Annotated in this window: 19 protein-coding genes; 13 read left to right on the top strand and 6 right to left on the bottom strand. The window is 73.0% G+C overall.

The window, feature by feature from the left end; translation table 11 throughout:
• Positions 1–249 precede the first annotated feature (249 nt).
• Positions 250–510, bottom strand: a complete 261-nt coding sequence (rpsT, locus tag AW16_RS0105960) for a 30S ribosomal protein S20 (protein WP_029288990.1) — start codon at positions 508–510, stop codon at positions 250–252.
• A gap of 232 nt (positions 511–742) precedes the next feature.
• On the bottom strand, positions 743–1,357 hold the full coding sequence (locus AW16_RS0105955) for a type II toxin-antitoxin system PemK/MazF family toxin (protein ID WP_081861486.1): 615 nt from the start codon (positions 1,355–1,357) through the stop codon (positions 743–745).
• 99 nt (positions 1,358–1,456) lie between these two features.
• Between AW16_RS0105955 and AW16_RS0105950 the strand changes: the two genes are divergently transcribed.
• The 5 genes from AW16_RS0105950 to mug all read left to right on the top strand — a co-directional run bounded on the left by AW16_RS0105950 (position 1,457) and on the right by mug (position 6,287).
• A complete protein-coding gene (locus AW16_RS0105950) occupies positions 1,457–3,016 on the top strand; it encodes a circularly permuted type 2 ATP-grasp protein (protein WP_034648182.1) in 1,560 nt (519 codons plus the stop codon).
• On the top strand, positions 3,017–3,946 hold the full coding sequence (locus AW16_RS0105945; protein WP_029288985.1) for an alpha-E domain-containing protein: 930 nt from the start codon (positions 3,017–3,019) through the stop codon (positions 3,944–3,946).
• Positions 3,943–4,782 (top strand): transglutaminase family protein, encoded by an 840-nt coding sequence (locus tag AW16_RS0105940; protein ID WP_029288983.1) that lies wholly within the window; start codon positions 3,943–3,945, stop codon positions 4,780–4,782. Before AW16_RS0105945 ends, AW16_RS0105940 begins: the two co-directional genes overlap by 4 nt.
• A gap of 118 nt (positions 4,783–4,900) precedes the next feature.
• Positions 4,901–5,662: a class I SAM-dependent methyltransferase gene (locus AW16_RS0105935; RefSeq protein WP_029288981.1), complete on the top strand. Its 762-nt coding sequence runs from the start codon at positions 4,901–4,903 to the stop codon at positions 5,660–5,662.
• Positions 5,663–5,681: 19 nt separating this feature from the next.
• A complete protein-coding gene (gene mug, locus AW16_RS0105930; protein ID WP_051681701.1) occupies positions 5,682–6,287 on the top strand; it encodes a G/U mismatch-specific DNA glycosylase in 606 nt (201 codons plus the stop codon).
• Positions 6,288–6,672: 385 nt separating this feature from the next.
• Here mug and AW16_RS0105925 read toward each other — a convergent pair whose 3' ends face one another.
• On the bottom strand, positions 6,673–7,377 hold the full coding sequence (locus AW16_RS0105925) for a maleylpyruvate isomerase family mycothiol-dependent enzyme (RefSeq protein ID WP_029288977.1): 705 nt from the start codon (positions 7,375–7,377) through the stop codon (positions 6,673–6,675).
• A 102-nt stretch (positions 7,378–7,479) separates the two neighbouring features.
• Between AW16_RS0105925 and lepA the strand changes: the two genes are divergently transcribed.
• Positions 7,480–9,360 carry a translation elongation factor 4 gene (gene lepA / locus AW16_RS0105920; protein WP_029288975.1) on the top strand — a complete coding sequence of 627 codons (1,881 nt, stop codon included), beginning with the start codon at positions 7,480–7,482 and terminating at the stop codon, positions 9,358–9,360.
• On the top strand, positions 9,357–10,595 hold the full coding sequence (gene hemW, locus AW16_RS0105915) for a radical SAM family heme chaperone HemW (protein ID WP_029288973.1): 1,239 nt from the start codon (positions 9,357–9,359) through the stop codon (positions 10,593–10,595). The genes lepA and hemW overlap by 4 nt, the downstream gene beginning before the upstream one ends.
• A 47-nt stretch (positions 10,596–10,642) precedes the next feature.
• Here hemW and AW16_RS0105910 read toward each other — a convergent pair whose 3' ends face one another.
• Positions 10,643–11,389, bottom strand: coding sequence for a VIT1/CCC1 transporter family protein (locus AW16_RS0105910; protein WP_051681700.1), 747 nt, complete (start codon positions 11,387–11,389; stop codon positions 10,643–10,645).
• Positions 11,390–11,434: 45 nt separating this feature from the next.
• Positions 11,435–11,797: a DUF4870 domain-containing protein gene (locus tag AW16_RS0105905; protein WP_029288970.1), complete on the bottom strand. Its 363-nt coding sequence runs from the start codon at positions 11,795–11,797 to the stop codon at positions 11,435–11,437.
• 122 nt (positions 11,798–11,919) lie between these two features.
• On the opposite strand from AW16_RS0105905, the gene AW16_RS0105900 reads away from it, so the two are divergent.
• Entirely contained in the window at positions 11,920–13,011 is a 1,092-nt protein-coding gene (locus AW16_RS0105900) for a hypothetical protein (RefSeq protein WP_029288968.1), read from the top strand.
• Between the two features lie 37 nt (positions 13,012–13,048).
• On the opposite strand, the gene AW16_RS0105895 is transcribed toward AW16_RS0105900, so the two are convergent.
• Positions 13,049–13,903 carry a DUF3097 domain-containing protein gene (locus AW16_RS0105895; RefSeq protein ID WP_029288966.1) on the bottom strand — a complete coding sequence of 285 codons (855 nt, stop codon included), beginning with the start codon at positions 13,901–13,903 and terminating at the stop codon, positions 13,049–13,051.
• 145 nt (positions 13,904–14,048) lie between these two features.
• Here AW16_RS0105895 and hrcA point away from each other — a divergent pair, with 145 nt between their 5' ends.
• The 5 genes from hrcA to ybeY all read left to right on the top strand — a co-directional run bounded on the left by hrcA (position 14,049) and on the right by ybeY (position 18,651).
• Positions 14,049–15,074 carry a heat-inducible transcriptional repressor HrcA gene (hrcA, locus tag AW16_RS0105890; RefSeq protein WP_029288964.1) on the top strand — a complete coding sequence of 342 codons (1,026 nt, stop codon included), beginning with the start codon at positions 14,049–14,051 and terminating at the stop codon, positions 15,072–15,074.
• A 64-nt stretch (positions 15,075–15,138) separates the two neighbouring features.
• Complete coding sequence (gene dnaJ, locus AW16_RS0105885) at positions 15,139–16,266, top strand: molecular chaperone DnaJ (RefSeq protein ID WP_029288962.1); 1,128 nt, start codon at positions 15,139–15,141, stop codon at positions 16,264–16,266.
• A gap of 7 nt (positions 16,267–16,273) precedes the next feature.
• Complete coding sequence (locus AW16_RS0105880) at positions 16,274–17,023, top strand: 16S rRNA (uracil(1498)-N(3))-methyltransferase (RefSeq protein ID WP_029288960.1); 750 nt, start codon at positions 16,274–16,276, stop codon at positions 17,021–17,023.
• A gap of 143 nt (positions 17,024–17,166) precedes the next feature.
• Positions 17,167–18,198 (top strand): PhoH family protein, encoded by a 1,032-nt coding sequence (locus AW16_RS0105875; protein ID WP_029288959.1) that lies wholly within the window; start codon positions 17,167–17,169, stop codon positions 18,196–18,198.
• Complete coding sequence (gene ybeY / locus AW16_RS0105870; RefSeq protein ID WP_029288956.1) at positions 18,199–18,651, top strand: rRNA maturation RNase YbeY; 453 nt, start codon at positions 18,199–18,201, stop codon at positions 18,649–18,651. It begins immediately after the preceding gene.
• Positions 18,652–18,660: the final 9 nt, after the last annotated feature.

Raw genomic sequence — 18,660 nt, 5'->3', positions numbered from 1 at the left:
AGCGGGCGGAATTCTTGCTCTTTGTCGCAGATGCCCGGGAGATCGCTCTCCCCGCACGAAAGATCACCCGCTCTCACGATGCGGGACGAATCTGGCGGCGAAGTTGGTCACCCGTTCGACTCGGGGACTTCCGGACATTCGTCCATATGGGTGAGCGGTGCCAGGCGAAAGGAACGCTCGGTCCTGGACGCACGAGAGGCGCCGCCCCGTGGTGGGGACGGCGCCTCTCGGTGGCGCTGCGGCGTCGGCTCAGAGAGCGGCGACGGCCTTCGCGAGCGCCGACTTCTTGTTGGCGGCCTGGTTGGCGTGGATGACGCCCTTCGAGACGGCCTTGTCGAGCTTCTTCGACGCGGTGACGAGCGCGGTCTGCGCGGCGTCCTTGTCGCCGTTGGCGACGGCCTCGCGGACGCGGCGGACGTGCGTCTTCAGCTCGGACTTGACGGCCTTGTTGCGCAGGCGCGCCTTCTCGTTCGTGGTGATGCGCTTGATCTGGGACTTGATGTTGGCCACGTGTGGACTCTCTTGTGCGTTCGCCGAAGCGATCTGACAGGTCGTAGAGGGCGCGCGCAGCTCCGGGACTGGGGCGTGGGGACACCCTCGGAGAGGAGCTGGGCGAGTGCCCGCCGACCTGGGCGGACACGCGAGGGAAAAGTCTACCAGGCCCCGCAGGCACGGCAGCCGCCGGGGCGGGCGGCGCCTCGCCGGAGGGTGGGCGGACGGGCAGGGAGCCGTCGGCGCTTCGTCAGCGGGTCGGCAGGTCGCGTACCGCGGCGACGACCCGGTCGAACAGGTCGTGGTCCACGACGCACCCCTCACGGCGGATGCCGTCCGGGTCCACGCGCAGGATCCGGTCGAGGCGCACCTCGGACTCGCGGCGCTTGGTGTCCCAGGGACCGGAGCCGATGTCGAGCCAGTGGCGCCCCCGACGTGCCTCGCGTGCGTCGTCACGCGAGTGGTCCTTGCTCGTGAGCATCAGGGCGAGGACGTCGTCGCCGTCGCGGCCGATGACGAGCACCGGGCGGTCCTTGCCCTGCGAGGCGTCCTCCTCGTACGGCACCCAGGTCCACACGATCTCGCCGGGGTCGGCGTTGCCGTCGAGATCCGGCGCGTACTCGATGCTGCGCGGGTCGATCGCGCCGACATGGTCCGGCAGTCCGCGTCGACGAGTCGTGGTGGCGGTCGTCCGGCGACCCGGAGGACGGGGGACGCTCCCGTCGGACGAGCTCGCGCGCGTGCCGCTCGTCGTCCCCGGCACGGTCCCCGGGGGCGAGGCGCTGCGCGTGGCCGCGCCGCTGCGAGCACCCGGCTGGAGCAGCCTGCGCAGCGCTCGCAGCAAGGTCGGGGTGAGGTTCGCCACGCGCCGCAACCTACCCGCACGCACGGTCGTGTGACGCGGATGTTCCACAGCGGCGTCGCTCGTCACGCGCGCGCAACACGGCGGGAATATCGTCCGGACATGGCCGACCTGTTCGAGGAGTACCCGCCGGGTTCCGCGTGGGACGAGATGCTCGATCCCGACACCGGCGCACGCCTCGCGTACGCAGGTGTGCACCGGTCGCTCGCCCAGATGACGGCGGGCGAGCTGCAGCTGCGGGCCGATGCGCTCGCGCGCTCGTACCTGACCCAGGGGGTGACGTTCGACTTCGCGGGCGAGGAGCGGCCCTTCCCGCTCGACGTGGTGCCGCGCGTCATCGCCGCCGACGAGTGGGACCACGTGGCGCCCGGCGTCGCGCAGCGGGTCAAGGCGCTCGAGGCGTTCCTCGCGGACGTGTACGGCCAGCAGACGGCCGTCGCCGACGGCGTGATCCCGCGCTCGGTCATCGTGTCCTCGACCCACTTCCACCGCGCGGCCCGCGGCATCCAGCCTCCCAACGGGGTGCGCGTGCACGTCTCGGGGATCGACCTGGTGCGGGACTCGTTGGGCGGCTGGCGCGTGCTCGAGGACAACGTGCGCGTGCCCAGCGGCGTGTCCTACGTGCTGTCGAACCGGCGCGCGATGGCGCAGTCGTTCCCGGAGATGTTCTCGTCGATGCGCATCCGGCCGGTCGCGGACTACCCGCGCCGACTGTTCCGCGCGCTCATGGCGGCTGCACCGGCAGGGGTCGACGACCCGACCGTCGTCGTCCTCACCCCGGGCGTGTTCAACTCCGCCTACTTCGAGCACTCGCTGCTCGCGCGGACCATGGGCGTCGAGCTGGTCGAGGGGCGCGACCTCTTCTGCGCACAGGGGCGCGTCTGGATGCGCACCACGCAGGGCCGCCGGCGCGTCGACGTGATCTACCGGCGCGTGGACGACGACTTCCTCGACCCGGTCTCGTTCCGCTCGGACTCGCTGCTCGGCAGCCCCGGCCTCATGACGTGCGCGCGCAACGGCACGGTGACGATCGCGAACGCCGTGGGCAACGGCGTGGCCGACGACAAGCTCGTCTACACCTACGTGCCCGACATGATCCGGTACTACCTGGGCGAGGAGCCGATCCTCGCGAACGTCGACACGTGGCGGCTCGAGGACCCGGGTGCGCTCGAGGAGGTGCTCGACCGGCTCGACGAGCTCGTGGTCAAGCCCGTCGACGGCTCGGGCGGCAAGGGGCTCGTCGTCGGCCCGAAGGCGTCGCGCGCCGAGCTCGACGCGCTGCGCACGCGCCTGCTCGACGACCCGCGCGGCTGGATCGCGCAGCCGGTCATCCAGCTGTCGACCATCCCGACGCTCGTCGAGGACGGCCTGCGCCCGCGGCACACCGACCTGCGCCCGTTCGCGGTGAACGACGGCGACGACGTGTTCGTCCTGCCCGGCGGGCTCACGCGCGTGGCGCTCCCGGAGGGGCAGCTCGTCGTGAACTCGTCGCAGGGCGGCGGGTCCAAGGACACGTGGGTGATCGGCGGCCGGCCGCCTCGTCGGGACGCGCCCCGGACCGCACCCGTGCCGGTCGCGGTCGACAACGCCGTGCCGATCGACGCGAACCCGCACGACGTGCGCGTGCAGGTCATGCAGCAGCAGCAGACGGGGGTGGTGTGAGTGCTCAGCCGCATCGCGGAGTCGCTGTTCTGGATCGGCCGGTACGTGGAGCGGGCCGACGACACGGCACGCCTGCTCGACGTGCACGTGCAGATCCTGCTCGAAGACCCGTGGGCCGAGGAGGACCTGGCCTGCCGCTCGCTGCTGTCGGTCATGGACCGGCCCGCGCCGCCCTCGTCGGTCCAGGTGGGGCGCGAGCAGGTGCTCGACACGCTGGCCTACGACCGCCTGTCGCCGTCGTCGATCGCCGGCGCCCTGGTCTCCGCGCGGGAGAACGCCCGGCGCGCGCGCGAGATCGTCTCGACCGAGCTGTGGGAGTGCCTCAACGCGACGTGGAACCAGCTGCCGTCGCAGATGCGCCCGCAGCGGCCGCACGACTACTTCACGTGGGTGCGCGAACGCGCCGCGATCGTCGCGGGGATCATGGACTCGGCCACGTCCCGCGACGACACGTGGACGTTCATGGTGCTGGGCCGCTCGATCGAGCGCGCCGACATGACCGCCCGGCTGCTGACCACGCGCGCGCTCGCGGGCTCCGCCGGTCCGGGCTGGACGACGCTGCTGCGCTCGTGCGGCGCGCACGAGGCGTTCCTGCGCACCTACCGCGGCGGCGCGTCCGACGAGCGCGCCGCGGGGTTCCTGCTGCTCGACCGGCTGTTCCCGCGGTCCATCGTCTTCGCGCTCAACCAGGCCGAGGAGTGCCTCGCACTGCTCGAGCCGGTCGCGGACCGCGCGTCGATCGACGAGGCGCGTCGGCACATCGGCTTCGTCCGCACGAGCCTCGAGTACCGACCGCTGTCCGACACGCTCGAGGAGCTGCCGCGCGAGATGGAACGCGTGCAGCGCGCGTGCTCCGCGGCGTCGGACGCGATCCGCGGCAAGTACTTCCCGTCCGTGTCCACGACCACCTGGGTGGGGGAGGCGCTGTGAGCCGGCTGCGAGTCGTCCACACCTCGACGTTCCGGTACGCGGGCCGCGTGCAGGCGTCGTACAACGAGGCGCGCATGACGCCCGTCTCGCAGGCGGGCCAGACGGTGCTCGACACGCGCATGACGATCGAGCCGCACACGTGGACGCACGACTTCCGCGACTACTGGGGCACGGCCGTGACCGCCTTCGAGGTGCTCACGCCGCACCGATCGATGGTCATCACCGCGGAGCATCTGGTCGACGTCGCCGACCGGCCCGAGCCGTCGTCGTCGGTCGGGTGGGAGGAGCTGCGCTCGCCCGCGGTGCGGGACCGCCTCGCGGAGTACCTCGCGGACACGTCGACGACGCAGGTCCCCGACGACGTCGTCGAGCTCGCGCGCGCTGCCGCGGGCGACCTCCCGCCGGGGGCAGCGGCGGAGGCCGTCGCTCGCTCGCTGCGCGAGCACGTCGAGTACATCCCGGGCGTCACCGCCGTGCACACGCCCGCCACCGAGGCCTGGGCGGCACGCGCCGGCGTCTGCCAGGACATCGCGCACCTCGTCGTCGGAGCGCTGCACGCCATCGACATCCCGGCGCGGTACGTCTCGGGCTACCTGCACCCCGTCACGGGCGGCGAGATCGGCACGACGGTGGTCGGGGAGTCGCACGCGTGGGTCGAGTGGTGGGCCGGGGAGTGGGTCGCGTTCGACCCGACGAACCGGGTCGCCGTCGGCTCCCACCACGTGGTGCTGGCGCGCGGGCGGTCGTACGACGACGTGGCGCCGCTGCGCGGGATCTACGCGGGGGCCGGGACCGAGGAGCTGGACGTGCGGGTGGAGATCACGCGGGAGGCGTGAACTTCGGGCGTCACGACGGTCGGGATCGACGAAAGAGGTCGACGGCGTCGCGACAATGGCTGCTCAGACGCCCGTCGACAAGGAGCTCGAAGGGGCACCGGACCACGGGGTGGGGGCGATGAGCGACCAGTTCTACTCGGACGCACAGCTGTACGACCGGTTGTTCCCCGGCGACGAGCGGGCCGTCGCCTTCTACCGGGCCGAGGCCGACCGGCAGGGCGGGTCCGTCCTCGAGCTCGGGAGCGGCACGGGCCGCAAGCTGATCCCGATCGCGTCCGACGGGCACGAGTGCACGGGCCTGGAGCTCTCGCCGAGCATGCTCGCGGAGGCACGGCGCAAGGCCACGGAGCGCGGCGTCGAAGTGGCGTGGGTGCAGGGCGACATGCGCGACTTCGACCTGGGCCGCACGTTCGACCTCGTGCTCATCGCGGCGAACTCGTTGCTCCACCTGCACGCGGCGGAGGATCTCGAGAGCTGCTTCCGGGCCGTGAGCCGGCACCTGGCGCCCGGCGGACGGCTCGTCTTCGACGTCTTCAACCCCAGCGTGCGCATGCTGGCCCAGGCCGATGGCGAGCGGCGTCGCCGTGACGCGCTGACCTTCGTGGACCCCGAACGCGGTGAGGTGCACGTCGACGTCGCGGAGACCTACGACGCCGAGGCGCAGGTGACGCGAGGGACGTGGTTCTTCTCGACCGACGCGGAGGCCGACCTCGTCGTCGTCCCGCTCGAGATCAGGAGCATCTTTCCCCAGGAGCTGCCGCTGCTGCTCTCGCTCGGCGGACTTCGGCTCGTCGAACGATTCGGGGACTGGTCCCGCGCGCCGTTCACCTCCGAGGCGCAGGTCCAGGTCTGCGTCTGTGCGGCCGAGCGCGAAGGATGACCGGGGAGACGATCGGTCGATGACGTCGACCGCTCCACGGCAGGGTCCCCCGCGAGATCGACCTTCTCGGGCACAGGTCGCGGCGGCGCAGGGGCGGACGATCGACGACTGGATCCGGCCCGGGCTCAGGGTGCTGTTCTGCGGGTACAACCCCGGGCTGTACTCGGCTGCCGTCGGGCTGCCGTTCGCGCGTGCCGGGAGCAGGTTCTGGCCCGCGCTGGCAGCCTCCGGGCTCACGGACCGCGTGCTCGAGCCGTGGGAGAAGGACGCGATGCTCGCGAGCGGGCTCGGGATCACGAGCCTCGTCGCCCGGGCGACCGCGCGCGCGGACGAGCTGACGGCGGCGGAGCTGGTCGAGGGCGGGCGTGAGCTCGAGGCGCGTGCCGCCCGCTGGGCACCCGCATGGGTCGCGGTGCTCGGGGTCGGCGCGTACCGGGCCGCCTTCGGTGACCGGGCCGCGGTCGTCGGACCGCAGCCGCGCCTGATCGGCGGGGCACGGGCGTGGGTGCTGCCCAACTCGAGCGGGCTCAACGCGCACTACCCGCTCCCGCGCCTGGCCGAGGAGTTCACGCGGCTGCGGGTGGCCGTTGAGCAGGCCGAGGGCGGGACCGACGGCCGACGCTGACGACCGGCAGATCCGGCGGATGTCGCTCGTGCGGGCGTATCCATGCGCTCACCGCGCCGGTAGGTTCTCAGCGTCGAGGCCATCGAGCCACTCGCGGCGCCGCGCACATGAGGCAGGCCCAGGCACGGACGGAGCCATGAGCTCCGCGCGTGCCGCTGCCGAGAGAAGCGGTCGTGCCCGTGTGTACCAAGATCCCCTACCCGAACCCGCGAGCGGCCGGGCGAGTGCTCGCCATCCTCGTTGCCGACAGATCCGGGCGGCAGCATCCGGTCACCGTTCACTGGTGCTCCCGGTGCCGAGCGTGGCACCTCACGTCGCAGGCGCCCCGCGGGCGGCGGAGCCGGGAGTGGCATCGGCGTGCCGGCCTGACATGAGTCGGCGTGCGCTACGGGGTCAGCCGCTCAGCGAGCGCTTGCGTCGGGTCGCCGTCGACGCGCAGGCTCGGGTCCGCCGGCTCGGCGCGACCCCAGAGCAGGAGCGCGAGGACCGAGGCCGGTCCCTCGACCCTCGCGGTGTGCGCGCCCGTGCCGCCGAGCAGCCAGGTGCGGTCCGTGTCGTCGGCCACCAGCTCGATCGAGGCGGCCAGCGGCTCCATGCGGCCCATGCGCTCCTGGCGGGGCTGCAGCACCGTGACCACCTCGTCGACGGTGTCCGCCCACACCTCGGGCGCCACGTCGAGCGGGAGGCCGCCCGCGGTGCGCAGGTCCCACAGGTGCACGAGCGTCTCGTGGAGCTGTCGGCGGCGCCAGAACGTGACGACGCCGCTGTCGTCGAGCGTCCACGCGGGGGCGTCCGGGTCGAGGGTGCGCAGGGTCGTGAGGAGCTCGTCGGCGTTCGTCGCGTAGAAGGACTCGAGGTCGAACGGGCCGCGGCCCAGCGGGGTCTCCTGCTTCCGGCGCGCCTGGCCGGCGGCCCAGTGGTGGATGCGGGCCAGGTGCTCGACGAGGTTGCGCACGCGCCACCGGCCGCACCAGGGGACGGGCGTGCGGGGGTCGACGAGCGGGATCGTCGTGAGGAACTGCCCCTGCACGTCGGCGAGCAGCGCGAGGTGGTCGAGGGCGGCGGGAGGCGAGGGAACGGCCGTCGTCATGGGACGATGGTGGACCCGGCCCCTGACACCCGACGAGGTGCGCGCCGGTCACAGCCCGTCGAACGAGCGCCAACCTGGCGACCCGAGGAGAGCAGCAAGCGCGTGTCCCCGATCCCGAGTGCCGCCGCCGCGTCGCGCATCGCCCCCGCAGCGACCGCTCCCGAGCTCCTGCGCAACTTCTGCATCATCGCGCACATCGACCACGGCAAGTCGACCCTCGCGGACCGCATGCTGCAGCTCACGGGCGTCGTCGACTCGCGCGCCATGCGCGCGCAGTACCTCGACCGGATGGACATCGAGCGCGAGCGCGGCATCACCATCAAGTCGCAGGCCGTGCGCATGCCGTGGGAGGTCGGCGGCACGCCGTTCGCGCTCAACATGATCGACACGCCGGGCCACGTCGACTTCACGTACGAGGTCTCGCGCAGCCTCGCGGCGTGCGAGGGTGCGGTGCTGCTCGTCGACGCCGCCCAGGGCATCGAGGCGCAGACGCTCGCGAACCTGTACCTCGCGCTCGAGAACGACCTGCAGATCATCCCGGTGCTCAACAAGATCGACCTGCCGGCCGCGCAGCCCGAGAAGTACGCCGAGGAGCTCGCGCAGCTCATCGGCGGCGACCCCGCGGACTGCCTCAAGGTGTCGGGCAAGACCGGCGCGGGCGTCACCGAGCTGCTGGACCGCATCGTCGAGCTCGTCCCGGCGCCCGTCGGGCAGGCGGACGCCCCGGCGCGCGCCATGATCTTCGACTCGGTGTACGACACGTACCGCGGCGTGGTCACCTACGTCCGCGTGGTCGACGGCAACCTCAACCCGCGCGAGCGCATCTCGATGATGTCGACGCGCGCGACGCACGAGCTGCTCGAGATCGGCGTCATCTCGCCCGAGCCGGTCCCGACGAAGGGGCTGGGCGTCGGCGAGGTGGGCTACCTCATCACGGGCGTGAAGGACGTGCGCCAGTCCAAGGTCGGCGACACCGTCACGAACGCCTCCAAGCCCGCGGCCGAGGCGCTCGGCGGGTACTCGGACCCCAAGCCGATGGTGTTCTCGGGCCTGTACCCGATCGACGGCTCGGACTACCCGGCGCTGCGCGACGCGCTCGACAAGCTCAAGCTCAACGACGCCGCGCTCAACTACGAGCCCGAGACGTCCGTGGCGCTCGGCTTCGGGTTCCGCGTCGGGTTCCTCGGCCTGCTGCACCTCGAGATCATCCGTGAGCGGCTCGAGCGCGAGTTCGACCTCGACCTCATCTCCACGGCCCCGAACGTCGTCTACAACGTCACGATGGAGGACCGCAGCGACGTCGTCGTGACGAACCCCAGCGAGTTCCCCGGCGGCAAGATCCGCGAGGTCCGCGAGCCCGTCGTCAAGGCCACGATCCTGGCGCCGTCGGAGTTCATCGGCGCGATCATGGAGCTCTGCCAGTCCAAGCGTGGCGACCTGCAGGGCATGGACTACCTGTCCGAGGAGCGCGTCGAGATGCGCTACACGCTCCCGCTGGCCGAGATCGTGTTCGACTTCTTCGACCAGCTCAAGTCCCGCACGCGCGGCTACGCGAGCCTCGACTACGAGCCCATCGGCGAGCAGTCGGCCGACCTGGTCAAGGTCGACATCCTGCTGCAGGGCGAGACGGTCGACGCGTTCAGCGCGATCGTGCACAAGGACAAGGCCTACGCCTACGGCGTGATGATGACCGCCAAGCTCAAGGACCTCATCCCGCGCCAGCAGTTCGAGGTCCCGATCCAGGCCGCGATCGGCTCGCGGATCATCGCGCGCGAGACCATCCGCGCGATCCGCAAGGACGTGCTCGCCAAGTGCTACGGCGGCGACATCACGCGCAAGCGCAAGCTCCTCGAGAAGCAGAAGGAGGGCAAGAAGCGCATGAAGACAATCGGACGGGTCGACGTGCCGCAGGAGGCCTTCATCGCAGCGCTCTCGTCGGACGCCGCGGCGCCCAAGGACGCCAAGGACGCGAAGAAGAAGTGAGCCCGGCCCTCCCCGACGGGGACGAGGCGCCGCTCGACGGCTCGCTGCCGGCGTCGGTGCTCGCGGGCGCCGACGAGCGCGCGTTCGCCGTCTACCTGCACGTGCCGTTCTGCACCGTGCGGTGCGGGTACTGCGACTTCAACACCTACACCGCGTCCGAGCTGGGCGGCGGTGCGAGCCAGGCTTCGTACGCGGACACCGCGGTGCGGGAGGTCGCGCTGGCTCGCGGCGTGCTCGCGACCGCCGGGCTGCCGCCGCGTCCCGCGTCGACCGTGTTCGTCGGCGGCGGCACCCCGACCGTCCTTCCGGCCGACGACCTCGTCCGCATGCTCGGCGCGGTGCGCGACTCGTGGGGGCTGGCCGACGGCGCCGAGGTCACGACCGAGGCGAACCCCGACTCGGTGACCCCGCAGTCGCTCGCGGCGCTCGCGGCCGGCGGGTTCACGCGCGTGTCGTTCGGCATGCAGTCCGCCGTGCCGCACGTGCTCGCGACGCTCGAGCGCACGCACGACCCGCGGCGCATCCCCGACGTCGTGCGCTGGGCGCGCGACGCGGGCCTCGACGTCTCGCTCGACCTCATCTACGGCACGCCGGGGGAGTCGCTCGACGACTGGCGCACCTCGCTCGAGGCCGCGCTCGCGACCGGTGTCGACCACGTCTCGGCGTACGCGCTGGTGGTCGAGCAGGGCACCAAGATGGCGGTGCAGGTGCGCCGCGGCGAGCTCGAGCTGCCCGACGGCGACGACCAGGCCGCGAAGTACGAGCTGGCCGACGAGCTGCTCGAGGGCGCGGGCCTGCACTGGTACGAGGTGTCGAACTGGTCGCGCACCGCGGGCACCGCGTCGCGGCACAACCTGTCCTACTGGCGCGGCGACGACTGGTGGGGGATCGGCCCCGGCGCGCACTCGCACGTCGGCGGCGTGCGCTGGTGGAACGTCAAGCACCCGCGCGCGTACGCGACCCGGCTCGAGGCGGGGCACAGCCCTGCGGTCGGGCGCGAGGTGGTGGACGACGAGGCCGCCGCGCTCGAGCGGCTCATGCTCGGCGTGCGGCTCGCCGAGGGGATGCCGCTCGACGCGCTCGACGACGCGGCACGCACGCGTGTCGCGGGGCTCGTCGCGGACGGGCTGGTCGACGGGCGCGCCGCGCTCGCCGGGCGTCGGCTCGTGCTCACGCTGCGCGGGCGGCTGCTCGCGGACCTCGTCGTGCGCGCGCTCGCGGGCTTCGACGACTGAGGCCCCCACGACCGGCCCCGACGACCGGCCCCGACGACCGCGTGCGGCTACAGGTCGAGGTCCAGGTCGACCTCGGCCGAGCTCAGGTCGAGCAGGCTGCCCGCGGCGATCGTGATGAGCATCGTCGCGAGCCCGATCGAGACGGTCCGCACGATCGCGCGCGGCACCGGCACGTGCCCGGACCGGGCGGCGAGCGTGGCACTGACGACGAGGGCGACGACGACCGTCACGAGCGTGAGCGCGACACGCACGGACGCCGGCGCGAGCGCGGCGACGACGAGCGGGACGGCCGCGCCCCCGACGAACGCGCCCGCCGTGAGCGCCGCGGCTCGCAGCGGCGGGACCGACGGGCCCAGCTCGTCGAGCCGGTACTCGGCGTCGAGCTGCGCGGCGAGCGGGTCGTCGGCGCTGAGCTGCTCCGCGACCTGCCGCGCCAGCGCGGCGTCCAGCCCCTTGGCCTCGTAGATCGACGCGAGCTCGGCGAGCTCGGCCTCCGGGTCCACGGTGATCCGCCGCCGCTCGGCTGCGACGAGCGCCTCGTGCGCATCCCGCTCGTCCGACGCCTCCGCGTACCGGATGCCCGCGACCGCGGCGACACCCACGAGCACGGTCGCGATGCCGGTCACGAGGATCACGGACGACGACGCGTGCGCCTGCGCGACGCCCTCGACCATGCCCGCCGACGCGATGAGGCCGTCGTTGACGTCGATCAGCCGCGCGCGGCGCTCCTGCCCGACCGCGGGGTCGTCGTCGGGCTCGGCGGGCCGCCGGGCGTCGTCGCGCGTCTGTGCCACGGTCCGCACGCTAGACGGGCGAGGCGCCCGCGTGGGGGAGCCGCGCTACTTCACGAAGCGGATGCTGAGGGGGTAGCGGTACCACTCGTACCTGCTGCACGCGACGGCCGCGAGGATCGAGAACACCACCTGGGCGATCGCGGCAGCGATCAGCACGAAGATCCCGACGATCACGATCACCAGGATCGCGCCGACGACGTAGGCGATCAGCAGCGTGAGCTGGAAGTTCAGCGACTCCTTGGCCTGGTCCTCGAGGTACGGGCCCCGCCCGCGGAACACGAGCCAGATCACGAGCGGGGCGAGGAAGCCGAGACCGACGAGAGGCAGCAGGTGGCCCAGGATCGCCCAGGTCCGCTCGTCGTCGGGGCGCAGCGGCTGCGCGGGCGGGACGGGTGCTGGCGTCGACACGGTGCCTCCTGTGGTGTGGGCGACCAGTATGACCGGTACGTTTCGGTTCGAGCACCCCTGACGTGCGACGGCCCCCGAGTGTCGTCGACGAGCGTCGGGGCCGGTCGCAGGAGGGAACGCCCATGAGCGAGACGCCCGGCGCGCAGCCGCCGCGAGACCCCGACGGGGACGCCACGACGCCGCCCGAGGTGCCCGACGCCTCGGCACCCGAGGTGCCGTCCGCAGACGGCTCAGCGGAAGCCCCGGCTGACCCGGGCCCAGCCGCCGAGCCGCCGGTCGAGCCGGGACCCGCGGCGCCCGAGCCGGTGATCGAGCCCGGCGCGCCCGCGTCCGCTCCGCCGGCGCCGCCCTACCAGCCCCCGGCTCCCGATCCGCAGCCCGGCGCCTACCCGCCGCCCGCTGCTCCGCCGTCGGGTGCCTACCCGCCCCCGGGCGCCGCGCCCTCGGGCGGTGCTGCACCGTCCGGTGCCTACCCGCCGCCGCAGCCCGGCCAGGCGCCGCCCCCGGGCGGCTACGCGGCGGTCGAGCCGTCGCCTGCCACGGTCGCCTTCTCGTACGGGTGGAACGCGTTCACGCGCAACGGCGGGGTGTTCATCGCGGCGACGCTCATCTGGCTGGTGATCGCGGCGGTCGTCGTCGGGATCGTGTGGGCGATCTTCGGCGGTGCGTCGGCGATCGCGGGCGACGACGCGGGCAGCGTGGTGCGCCTCGGGTTCTCGTTCGCGTTCATCGCCGTGAGCACGGCCGGCTGGCTGGTCACCTATCTCGTCGAGGCGGCGTTCGTCCGTGCGTCGCTGCAGATCACGTACGGCCGTCGTGTCGCCCTCGGCGACTTCTTCAAGTTCGAGAACGCCGGCAACGTGATCGTCACGGCGCTGCTGCTCGCGCTGATCAACCTCGTCGTCAGCTTCGTCTCGTGGATCCCGGTGCTCGGGTGGGCGATCTCGCTCGCCGTGAACTTCGTCGTGTTCCTGACGCTGTGGTTCGTCGTGGACAAGAACCTCGCACCGGTCGACGCGATCAAGGCGAGCTTCGAGCTCACGACGAAGAACCTCGGCGTCACGGTGCTGTTCTACGTGCTCGCCGTCGTCGCGCTCGTCATCGGAGCCGTCCTGTGCGGCCTCGGTCTGCTCGTGGCGGTGCCCGTGGTGCTCGTCGCGACGAGCTACCTGTACCGCCGGCTGCTCGGGGAGCCGGTCGCGCCCGTGCAGTGACCTGCAGCGAACGCGCAGCGAACGTGCTGAGGCCGGGTCAGGAGGTCACGAAGTCGATGAGCTCCTCGACCCGGCCCAGCAGGCTCGGCTCGAGGTCGGCGTACGTGCGAACCGTGCCGAGGATGCGCTGCCACGCTCGTGCGACGTCCGCCTGGTCCTGCGCGGGCCAGCCGAGCTCGCGCAGGATCCCGCGCTTCCACTCGGTGCCGCGCTCGATCGTCGGCCACGCGTCCAGCCCGACGCGCTGCGGACGCACGGCCTGCCACACGTCGACGTAGGGGTGCCCGAGGACCAGCACCGTGCCACGCGGCGCGGCGCGCACGGCGTCAGCCGCGATCCGGCTCTCCTTGGAACCCGCGACGAGGTGGTCGACGAGCACGCCGACGCGGCGGCCGGGCTCGGGCGCGAACTCGCGCAGGCGGTCGACGAGGTGGTCCACGCCCTCGAGCAGCTCGACGACGACGCCCTCGTGGCGCAGGTCGTCACCCCACACGCGCTCGACGAGCTCGGCGTCGTGCCGCCCCTCGACCCAGATCCGGCTCCCGCGCGCGACCCGCGCCCGTTCGCCGCCGACCGCGACCGAGCCGGACGCGGTGCGCGTCGGGCGGGCGGGCGCCTGCCGCACGGGCGCGGTGAGGACCACGGGCTCGCCGTCCACCCAGAACCCCGGCCCGAGCGGGAACGTGCGTGTGCGGCCGCGGCGGTCCTCGAGGACGACGACGTGCTTGCCGCCCGACTTCTCGACGCGGACCACGGCGCCGACCCAGCCCGTCGTGACCTCCTCGACGACGAGCCCGGGCTCCGCCGCGTGGGGGCGCGACGTGCGCGGCTGCCGGTGGTGCTGCGCCGGTGCGGAGGACAGGACGTCGGAGCCGTAGCGGTCGTGGGTCACGCCCGTCACAGTAGGTCGCCGTCCACCGGGAGCGGCGGTGCCCGGCGGTCGTGTCGGAGGTCGTCGTAGGATTGGCACTCGGAGAGGGTGAGTGCTACCGGGGGGCGCGCCACCCGGACGAGCACCGGCCGAGGGGAGGGGAGCGATGAGCAGCGACGACCGCAGGCTCGACGTGCTGCGCGCGATCGTGGAGGACTACGTCGCGACCCGTGAGCCCGTCGGTTCGCGTGCGCTCGTCGAGCGGCACTCCCTGGGCGTCTCGCCCGCGACGATCCGCAACGACATGGCGGCGCTCGAGGAGGCCGGCTACATCGCGCAGCCGCACACCTCCGCGGGTCGCGTCCCGACCGACGCGGGCTACCGCGTGTTCGTCGACCGGCTGTCCACGGTCAAGCCGCTGTCGGGCGCCGAGCGCAGGGCGATCGGATCGTTCCTCGAGGACGCGGTGGACCTGGACGACGTGGTCGACCGGTCCGTGCGCCTCATCGCACAGCTCACGCAGCAGGTCGCCGTGGTGCAGTACCCGTCGCTGCGGCGCTCCGCGCTACGGCACGTGGAGCTCGTGCCCGTCGGGCCGCGCCACCTGCTCGTCGTCCTCATCACCGACACCGGACGCGTCGAGCAGCGCACGGTCGAGGCCGAGCGAGACCTCGACGAGCTCGTCGTCGCACGGCTGCGGACGCACCTGAACGTGAGCGTCGCCGGCCGGCGGCTGCCCCAGCTCGGGGACGCGCTCGCGACGCTCGTCGACGCGTTCGAGCCGGCCGACGTGCCGCTCGTGCGCGCCGTGGTGACCGTCGTCGAGGAGACGCTCGCGCTCGACAGCGAGGAGCGCGTGGTGCTCGCGGGGACCGCCAACCTCGCGCGGGGCGGCACCGACTTCACCGGGACGCTCGGGACGGTGCTCGAGGCGCTCGAGGAGCAGGTGGTGCTGCTGCGCCTGCTGTCCGACATGGCCGAGGACGCCGTGCCCGTGACCGTCCGGATCGGCCACGAGACGCAGCACGCCGGGCTGCTCGAGACCAGCTTCGTCACGACCGCCTACGGCGACGAGCACGGCGCGGTCGCGCGCGTCGGGTCGATCGGCCCCACCCGCATGGACTACCCCGCGACGATGTCCGCCGTCCGCGCCGTCGCGCGCTACCTGACCCGCATCCTGGCCGGCTCGTGAGCCCTGCGCCGCGGCCGCCCCGACATCTGCCTGGCACCTGCCTGACCCTCGGAAGAGAGCACGAGTGACCGACTACTACGAGATCCTGGGCGTCGCGCGCGACGCGAGCCCCGAGCAGATCAAGAAGGCGTACCGCAAGCTCGCCCGCGAGAACCACCCCGACGTCGCGGGCGCCGACCCGGCGGCCGAGGAGCGCTTCAAGGACGTCTCGCGCGCGTACGACGTGCTCGGCAACGCCGAGAAGCGCCGTGCGTACGACATGGGCGCCGACCCGTCGTCGCCCGGCGGCGGCCAAGGCGGCGGGTTCGGGTTCCAGGACATCTTCGAGACGTTCTTCGGCGCGGCGACCGGTGCGCAGGCGCAGCGCGGGCCCATCCCGCGCGCTCGCCGTGGCCAGGACGCGCTGCTGCGGCTCGATCTCGACCTGCGCGACGTGACGTTCGGCGTGCACCGCGAGGTCCCGGTCGACACCGCGGTGCTGTGCCCGACGTGCGGGGGCTCGTGCTGCCGCCCCGGGACGTCCCCGCGCACGTGCGACGTGTGCCACGGCCGCGGCACCGTGCAGCGCGTGGCCCGCTCGTTCCTCGGCCAGGTCATGACGACGCAGCCGTGCGCCGCGTGCCACGGCTTCGGCGACGTCATCCCCGAGCCGTGCACCGAGTGCGCGGGCGAGGGGCGCGTGCGCTCGCGGCGTACGCTCGCCGTGGACGTGCCCGCGGGTGTCGACACGGGGACGCGGATCCGGCTCACCGGCCAGGGAGAGGTCGGCCCGGCGGGTGGCCCCGCGGGCGACGTGTACCTCGAGGTGCGTGAGCGCAAGCACGAGACGTTCGTGCGCGAGGGCGACGACCTGCACGCGACGCTGCAGGTCCCCATGACGGCCGCCGCGCTCGGCACGGTGCTGACCATGGACACGCTCGACGGCCCGCAGGAGGTCGACCTGCGCCCGGGCACACAGCCCGAGCAGGTGGTGACCCTGCGCGGGCTCGGCGTCGGCCACCTGCACGCCGGCGGTCGCGGGGACCTGCACGTGCACGTCGACGTCGCGGTACCCACCGCGCTCGACGACGCGCAGGCCGACCTGCTGCGCCAGCTCGCGGCGCTGCGCGGCGAGGAGCGTCCCGAGGCGCGGCTCGCGGCCTCGCACCAGGGCGTGTTCGGCAAGCTGCGCGACAAGCTCTCCGGGCGGTGACCGGCCGGTGAGCGCGCCCGTCTTCCTCGTCGAGGGCGCAGAGCTGCCCGAGCAGGGCACGTACCTGCTCGACGGCCCCGAGGGACGGCATGCCGGGGTCGTGCAGCGCAGGGGCGTGGGGGAGCGCATCGACGTGGTCGACGGCTCCGGGGTACGGCTCGTCGGCGTCGTGCGCGACGTGAGCGCGGCGGGCGTGCTGCTCGACGTGGTCGATCGCGTGCTCGAGCCCGAGCCGTCGCCGCGGCTCGTGCTCGTGCAGGCGCTGGCCAAGGGGGACCGCGACGAGATGGCGGTCGAGGCGGCCACCGAGGTCGGCGCCGACGCCGTCGTGCCGTGGCAGGCGGACCGCTCGATCGTCGTGTGGCGCGGCGACAGGGCCGCCAAGAGCCGCGCGCGCTGGGTCTCGACCGTGCGCTCAGCGACCAAGCAGTCGCGGCGTACGCGCATGCCGGACGTCGACGGCGCGCTGGACACGAAGGCGCTCGCGGTGCGGGTCGAGCAGGTCGTCGTCGGCGGCGGCGTCGCGCTCGTCCTGCACGAGGAGGCGACCGAGCCGATCGGCGCGGTCCGGCTGCCCGTGCGCGGCGACGTGCTCGTCGTGGTCGGACCAGAGGGCGGCATCGGGGACGACGAGGTCGCGCGCCTGGTCGGCGCCGGGGCCGTCACGGTCCGCCTCGGGCCTCACGTGCTGCGCACGTCGACCGCGGGCCCTGTCGCCCTCGCGCTGCTCGCGCAGCGGCTGGGGCGCTGGGGCTGACGTATTGCGGGCGCGTCGTGTCGCACCCCCTCGGTAAGATCTCAGGGTGCTCGTCGGTCGCGTGAGCACACCCTCCCGACGGGTCCTGCGCCGGGATCCACGACTGGAACGTCCGGACGGAGCACACGGCGTACGCCGAGCACATGGCTGATCCCACCGCAGCACCCCGCAACCAGGCGCCCCGCGCCGACTCGCAGCGCGTCCCCCACGGCGTGGCCGCTCGCGTCGAGCACCGCATCTCCGTCCCCGCCGATGTCTCGATGGTCGAGCTCCTCGGCCTGCGCGACGAGGTGCTGCGCGCGATCGAGGAGGGCTTCCGCGGCGTCGACGTGCACGTACGGGGCAACGAGGTCACGCTCGCCGGGCCGGCGGGCGACGTCGCGCTCGTCGCACGGCTCGTCGACGAGCTCGTCGAGATGGCCGGCGCGGGCACACCGCTGACACCGGACGTCGTGCGTCGCACCGTCGCGATGCTCACGGCGGGGTCCCACGCGCGGCCCGCCGACGTGCTGTCGTTCAACATCCTGTCCGGGCGCGGTCGCACGATCCGGCCCAAGACGCCGGGACAGAAGGAGTACGTCGACGCGATCGACCGCAACACGGTGACGTTCGGGATCGGACCCGCGGGCACCGGCAAGACGTACCTCGCGATGGCGAAGGCCGTGCAGGCGCTCAACGACCGCAAGGTCAACCGGATCGTCCTGACCCGTCCCGCGGTCGAGGCGGGCGAGCGGCTCGGCTTCCTGCCCGGCTCGCTCGCGGACAAGATCGACCCGTACCTGCGCCCCCTGTACGACGCGCTGCACGACATGGTCGACCCCGAGCAGATCCCGCGGCTCATGGAGGCCGGGACGATCGAGGTGGCGCCGCTCGCGTACATGCGCGGCCGCACGCTCAACGACTCGTTCATCATCCTCGACGAGGCGCAGAACACCTCGGTCGAGCAGATGAAGATGTTCCTCACCCGGCTCGGGTTCGGCTCGAGGGTCGTCGTCACGGGCGACGTGACGCAGGTGGACCTGCCCTCGGGCACGGCATCCGGCCTGCGGGTCGTCGAGCAGGTCCTCGGGGGGATCGACGACGTGGAGTTCTGCCGCCTGTCGTCGTCGGACGTGGTCCGGCACCGCCTGGTGAGCGACATCATCGACGCCTACGCGCGCTGGGACAGGAGCTAGATGAGCATCGAGGTCAACAACGAGTCGGGCTACGCGGTCGACGAGGCGGAGTTCGCCGCCCTCGCGCGGTACGTGCTCGACGAGATGCACCTGCACCCGCAGACGGACCTGTCGATCGTGCTCGTCGGCACCGACGTGATGACCGACCTGCACGTGAAGTGGATGGACGAGCCCGGGCCGACCGACGTGCTCTCGTTCCCGATGGACGAGCTGCGCCCCGGCCGCGACGGCGACCCGACGCCCGCCGGGCTGCTCGGGGACGTCGTGCTGTGCCCCGAGGTCGCCGCGCGGCAGGCCGTCGCCGCCGGGCACTCCACCGCGGAGGAGCTGCTGCTGCTCACGACGCACGGCATCCTGCACCTGCTCGGCTACGACCACGCCGAGCCGGAGGAGGAGAAGGAGATGTTCGCGCTCCAGCGCCGGCTCCTGCTCACGTTCCTCGCCGGACGGTGAGCGCACGCG

This window comes from Cellulomonas sp. HZM (assembly GCF_000708885.1).
Taxonomy (GTDB): Bacteria; Actinomycetota; Actinomycetes; order Actinomycetales; family Cellulomonadaceae; genus Cellulomonas.
The sequence above is the reverse complement of the archived record's forward strand: the minus strand, read 5'-3'. Positions and strand labels throughout refer to the sequence as shown.

Bases quoted from the DNA above. Each gene is read 5' to 3' on its own strand.
- AW16_RS0105900 (WP_029288968.1), top strand. From the start codon at position 11,920: ATGAGCGAGACGCCCGGCGCGCAGCCGCCGCGAGACCCCGACGGGGAC.
- ybeY (WP_029288956.1), top strand. From the start codon at position 18,199: ATGAGCATCGAGGTCAACAACGAGTCGGGCTACGCGGTCGACGAGGCG.
- AW16_RS0105925 (WP_029288977.1), bottom strand. From the start codon at position 7,377: ATGACGACGGCCGTTCCCTCGCCTCCCGCCGCCCTCGACCACCTCGCG.
- AW16_RS0105875 (WP_029288959.1), top strand. From the start codon at position 17,167: ATGGCTGATCCCACCGCAGCACCCCGCAACCAGGCGCCCCGCGCCGAC.
- hrcA (WP_029288964.1), top strand. From the start codon at position 14,049: ATGAGCAGCGACGACCGCAGGCTCGACGTGCTGCGCGCGATCGTGGAG.
- mug (WP_051681701.1), top strand. From the start codon at position 5,682: ATGACGTCGACCGCTCCACGGCAGGGTCCCCCGCGAGATCGACCTTCT.
- AW16_RS0105935 (WP_029288981.1), top strand. From the start codon at position 4,901: ATGAGCGACCAGTTCTACTCGGACGCACAGCTGTACGACCGGTTGTTC.
- AW16_RS0105950 (WP_034648182.1), top strand. From the start codon at position 1,457: ATGGCCGACCTGTTCGAGGAGTACCCGCCGGGTTCCGCGTGGGACGAG.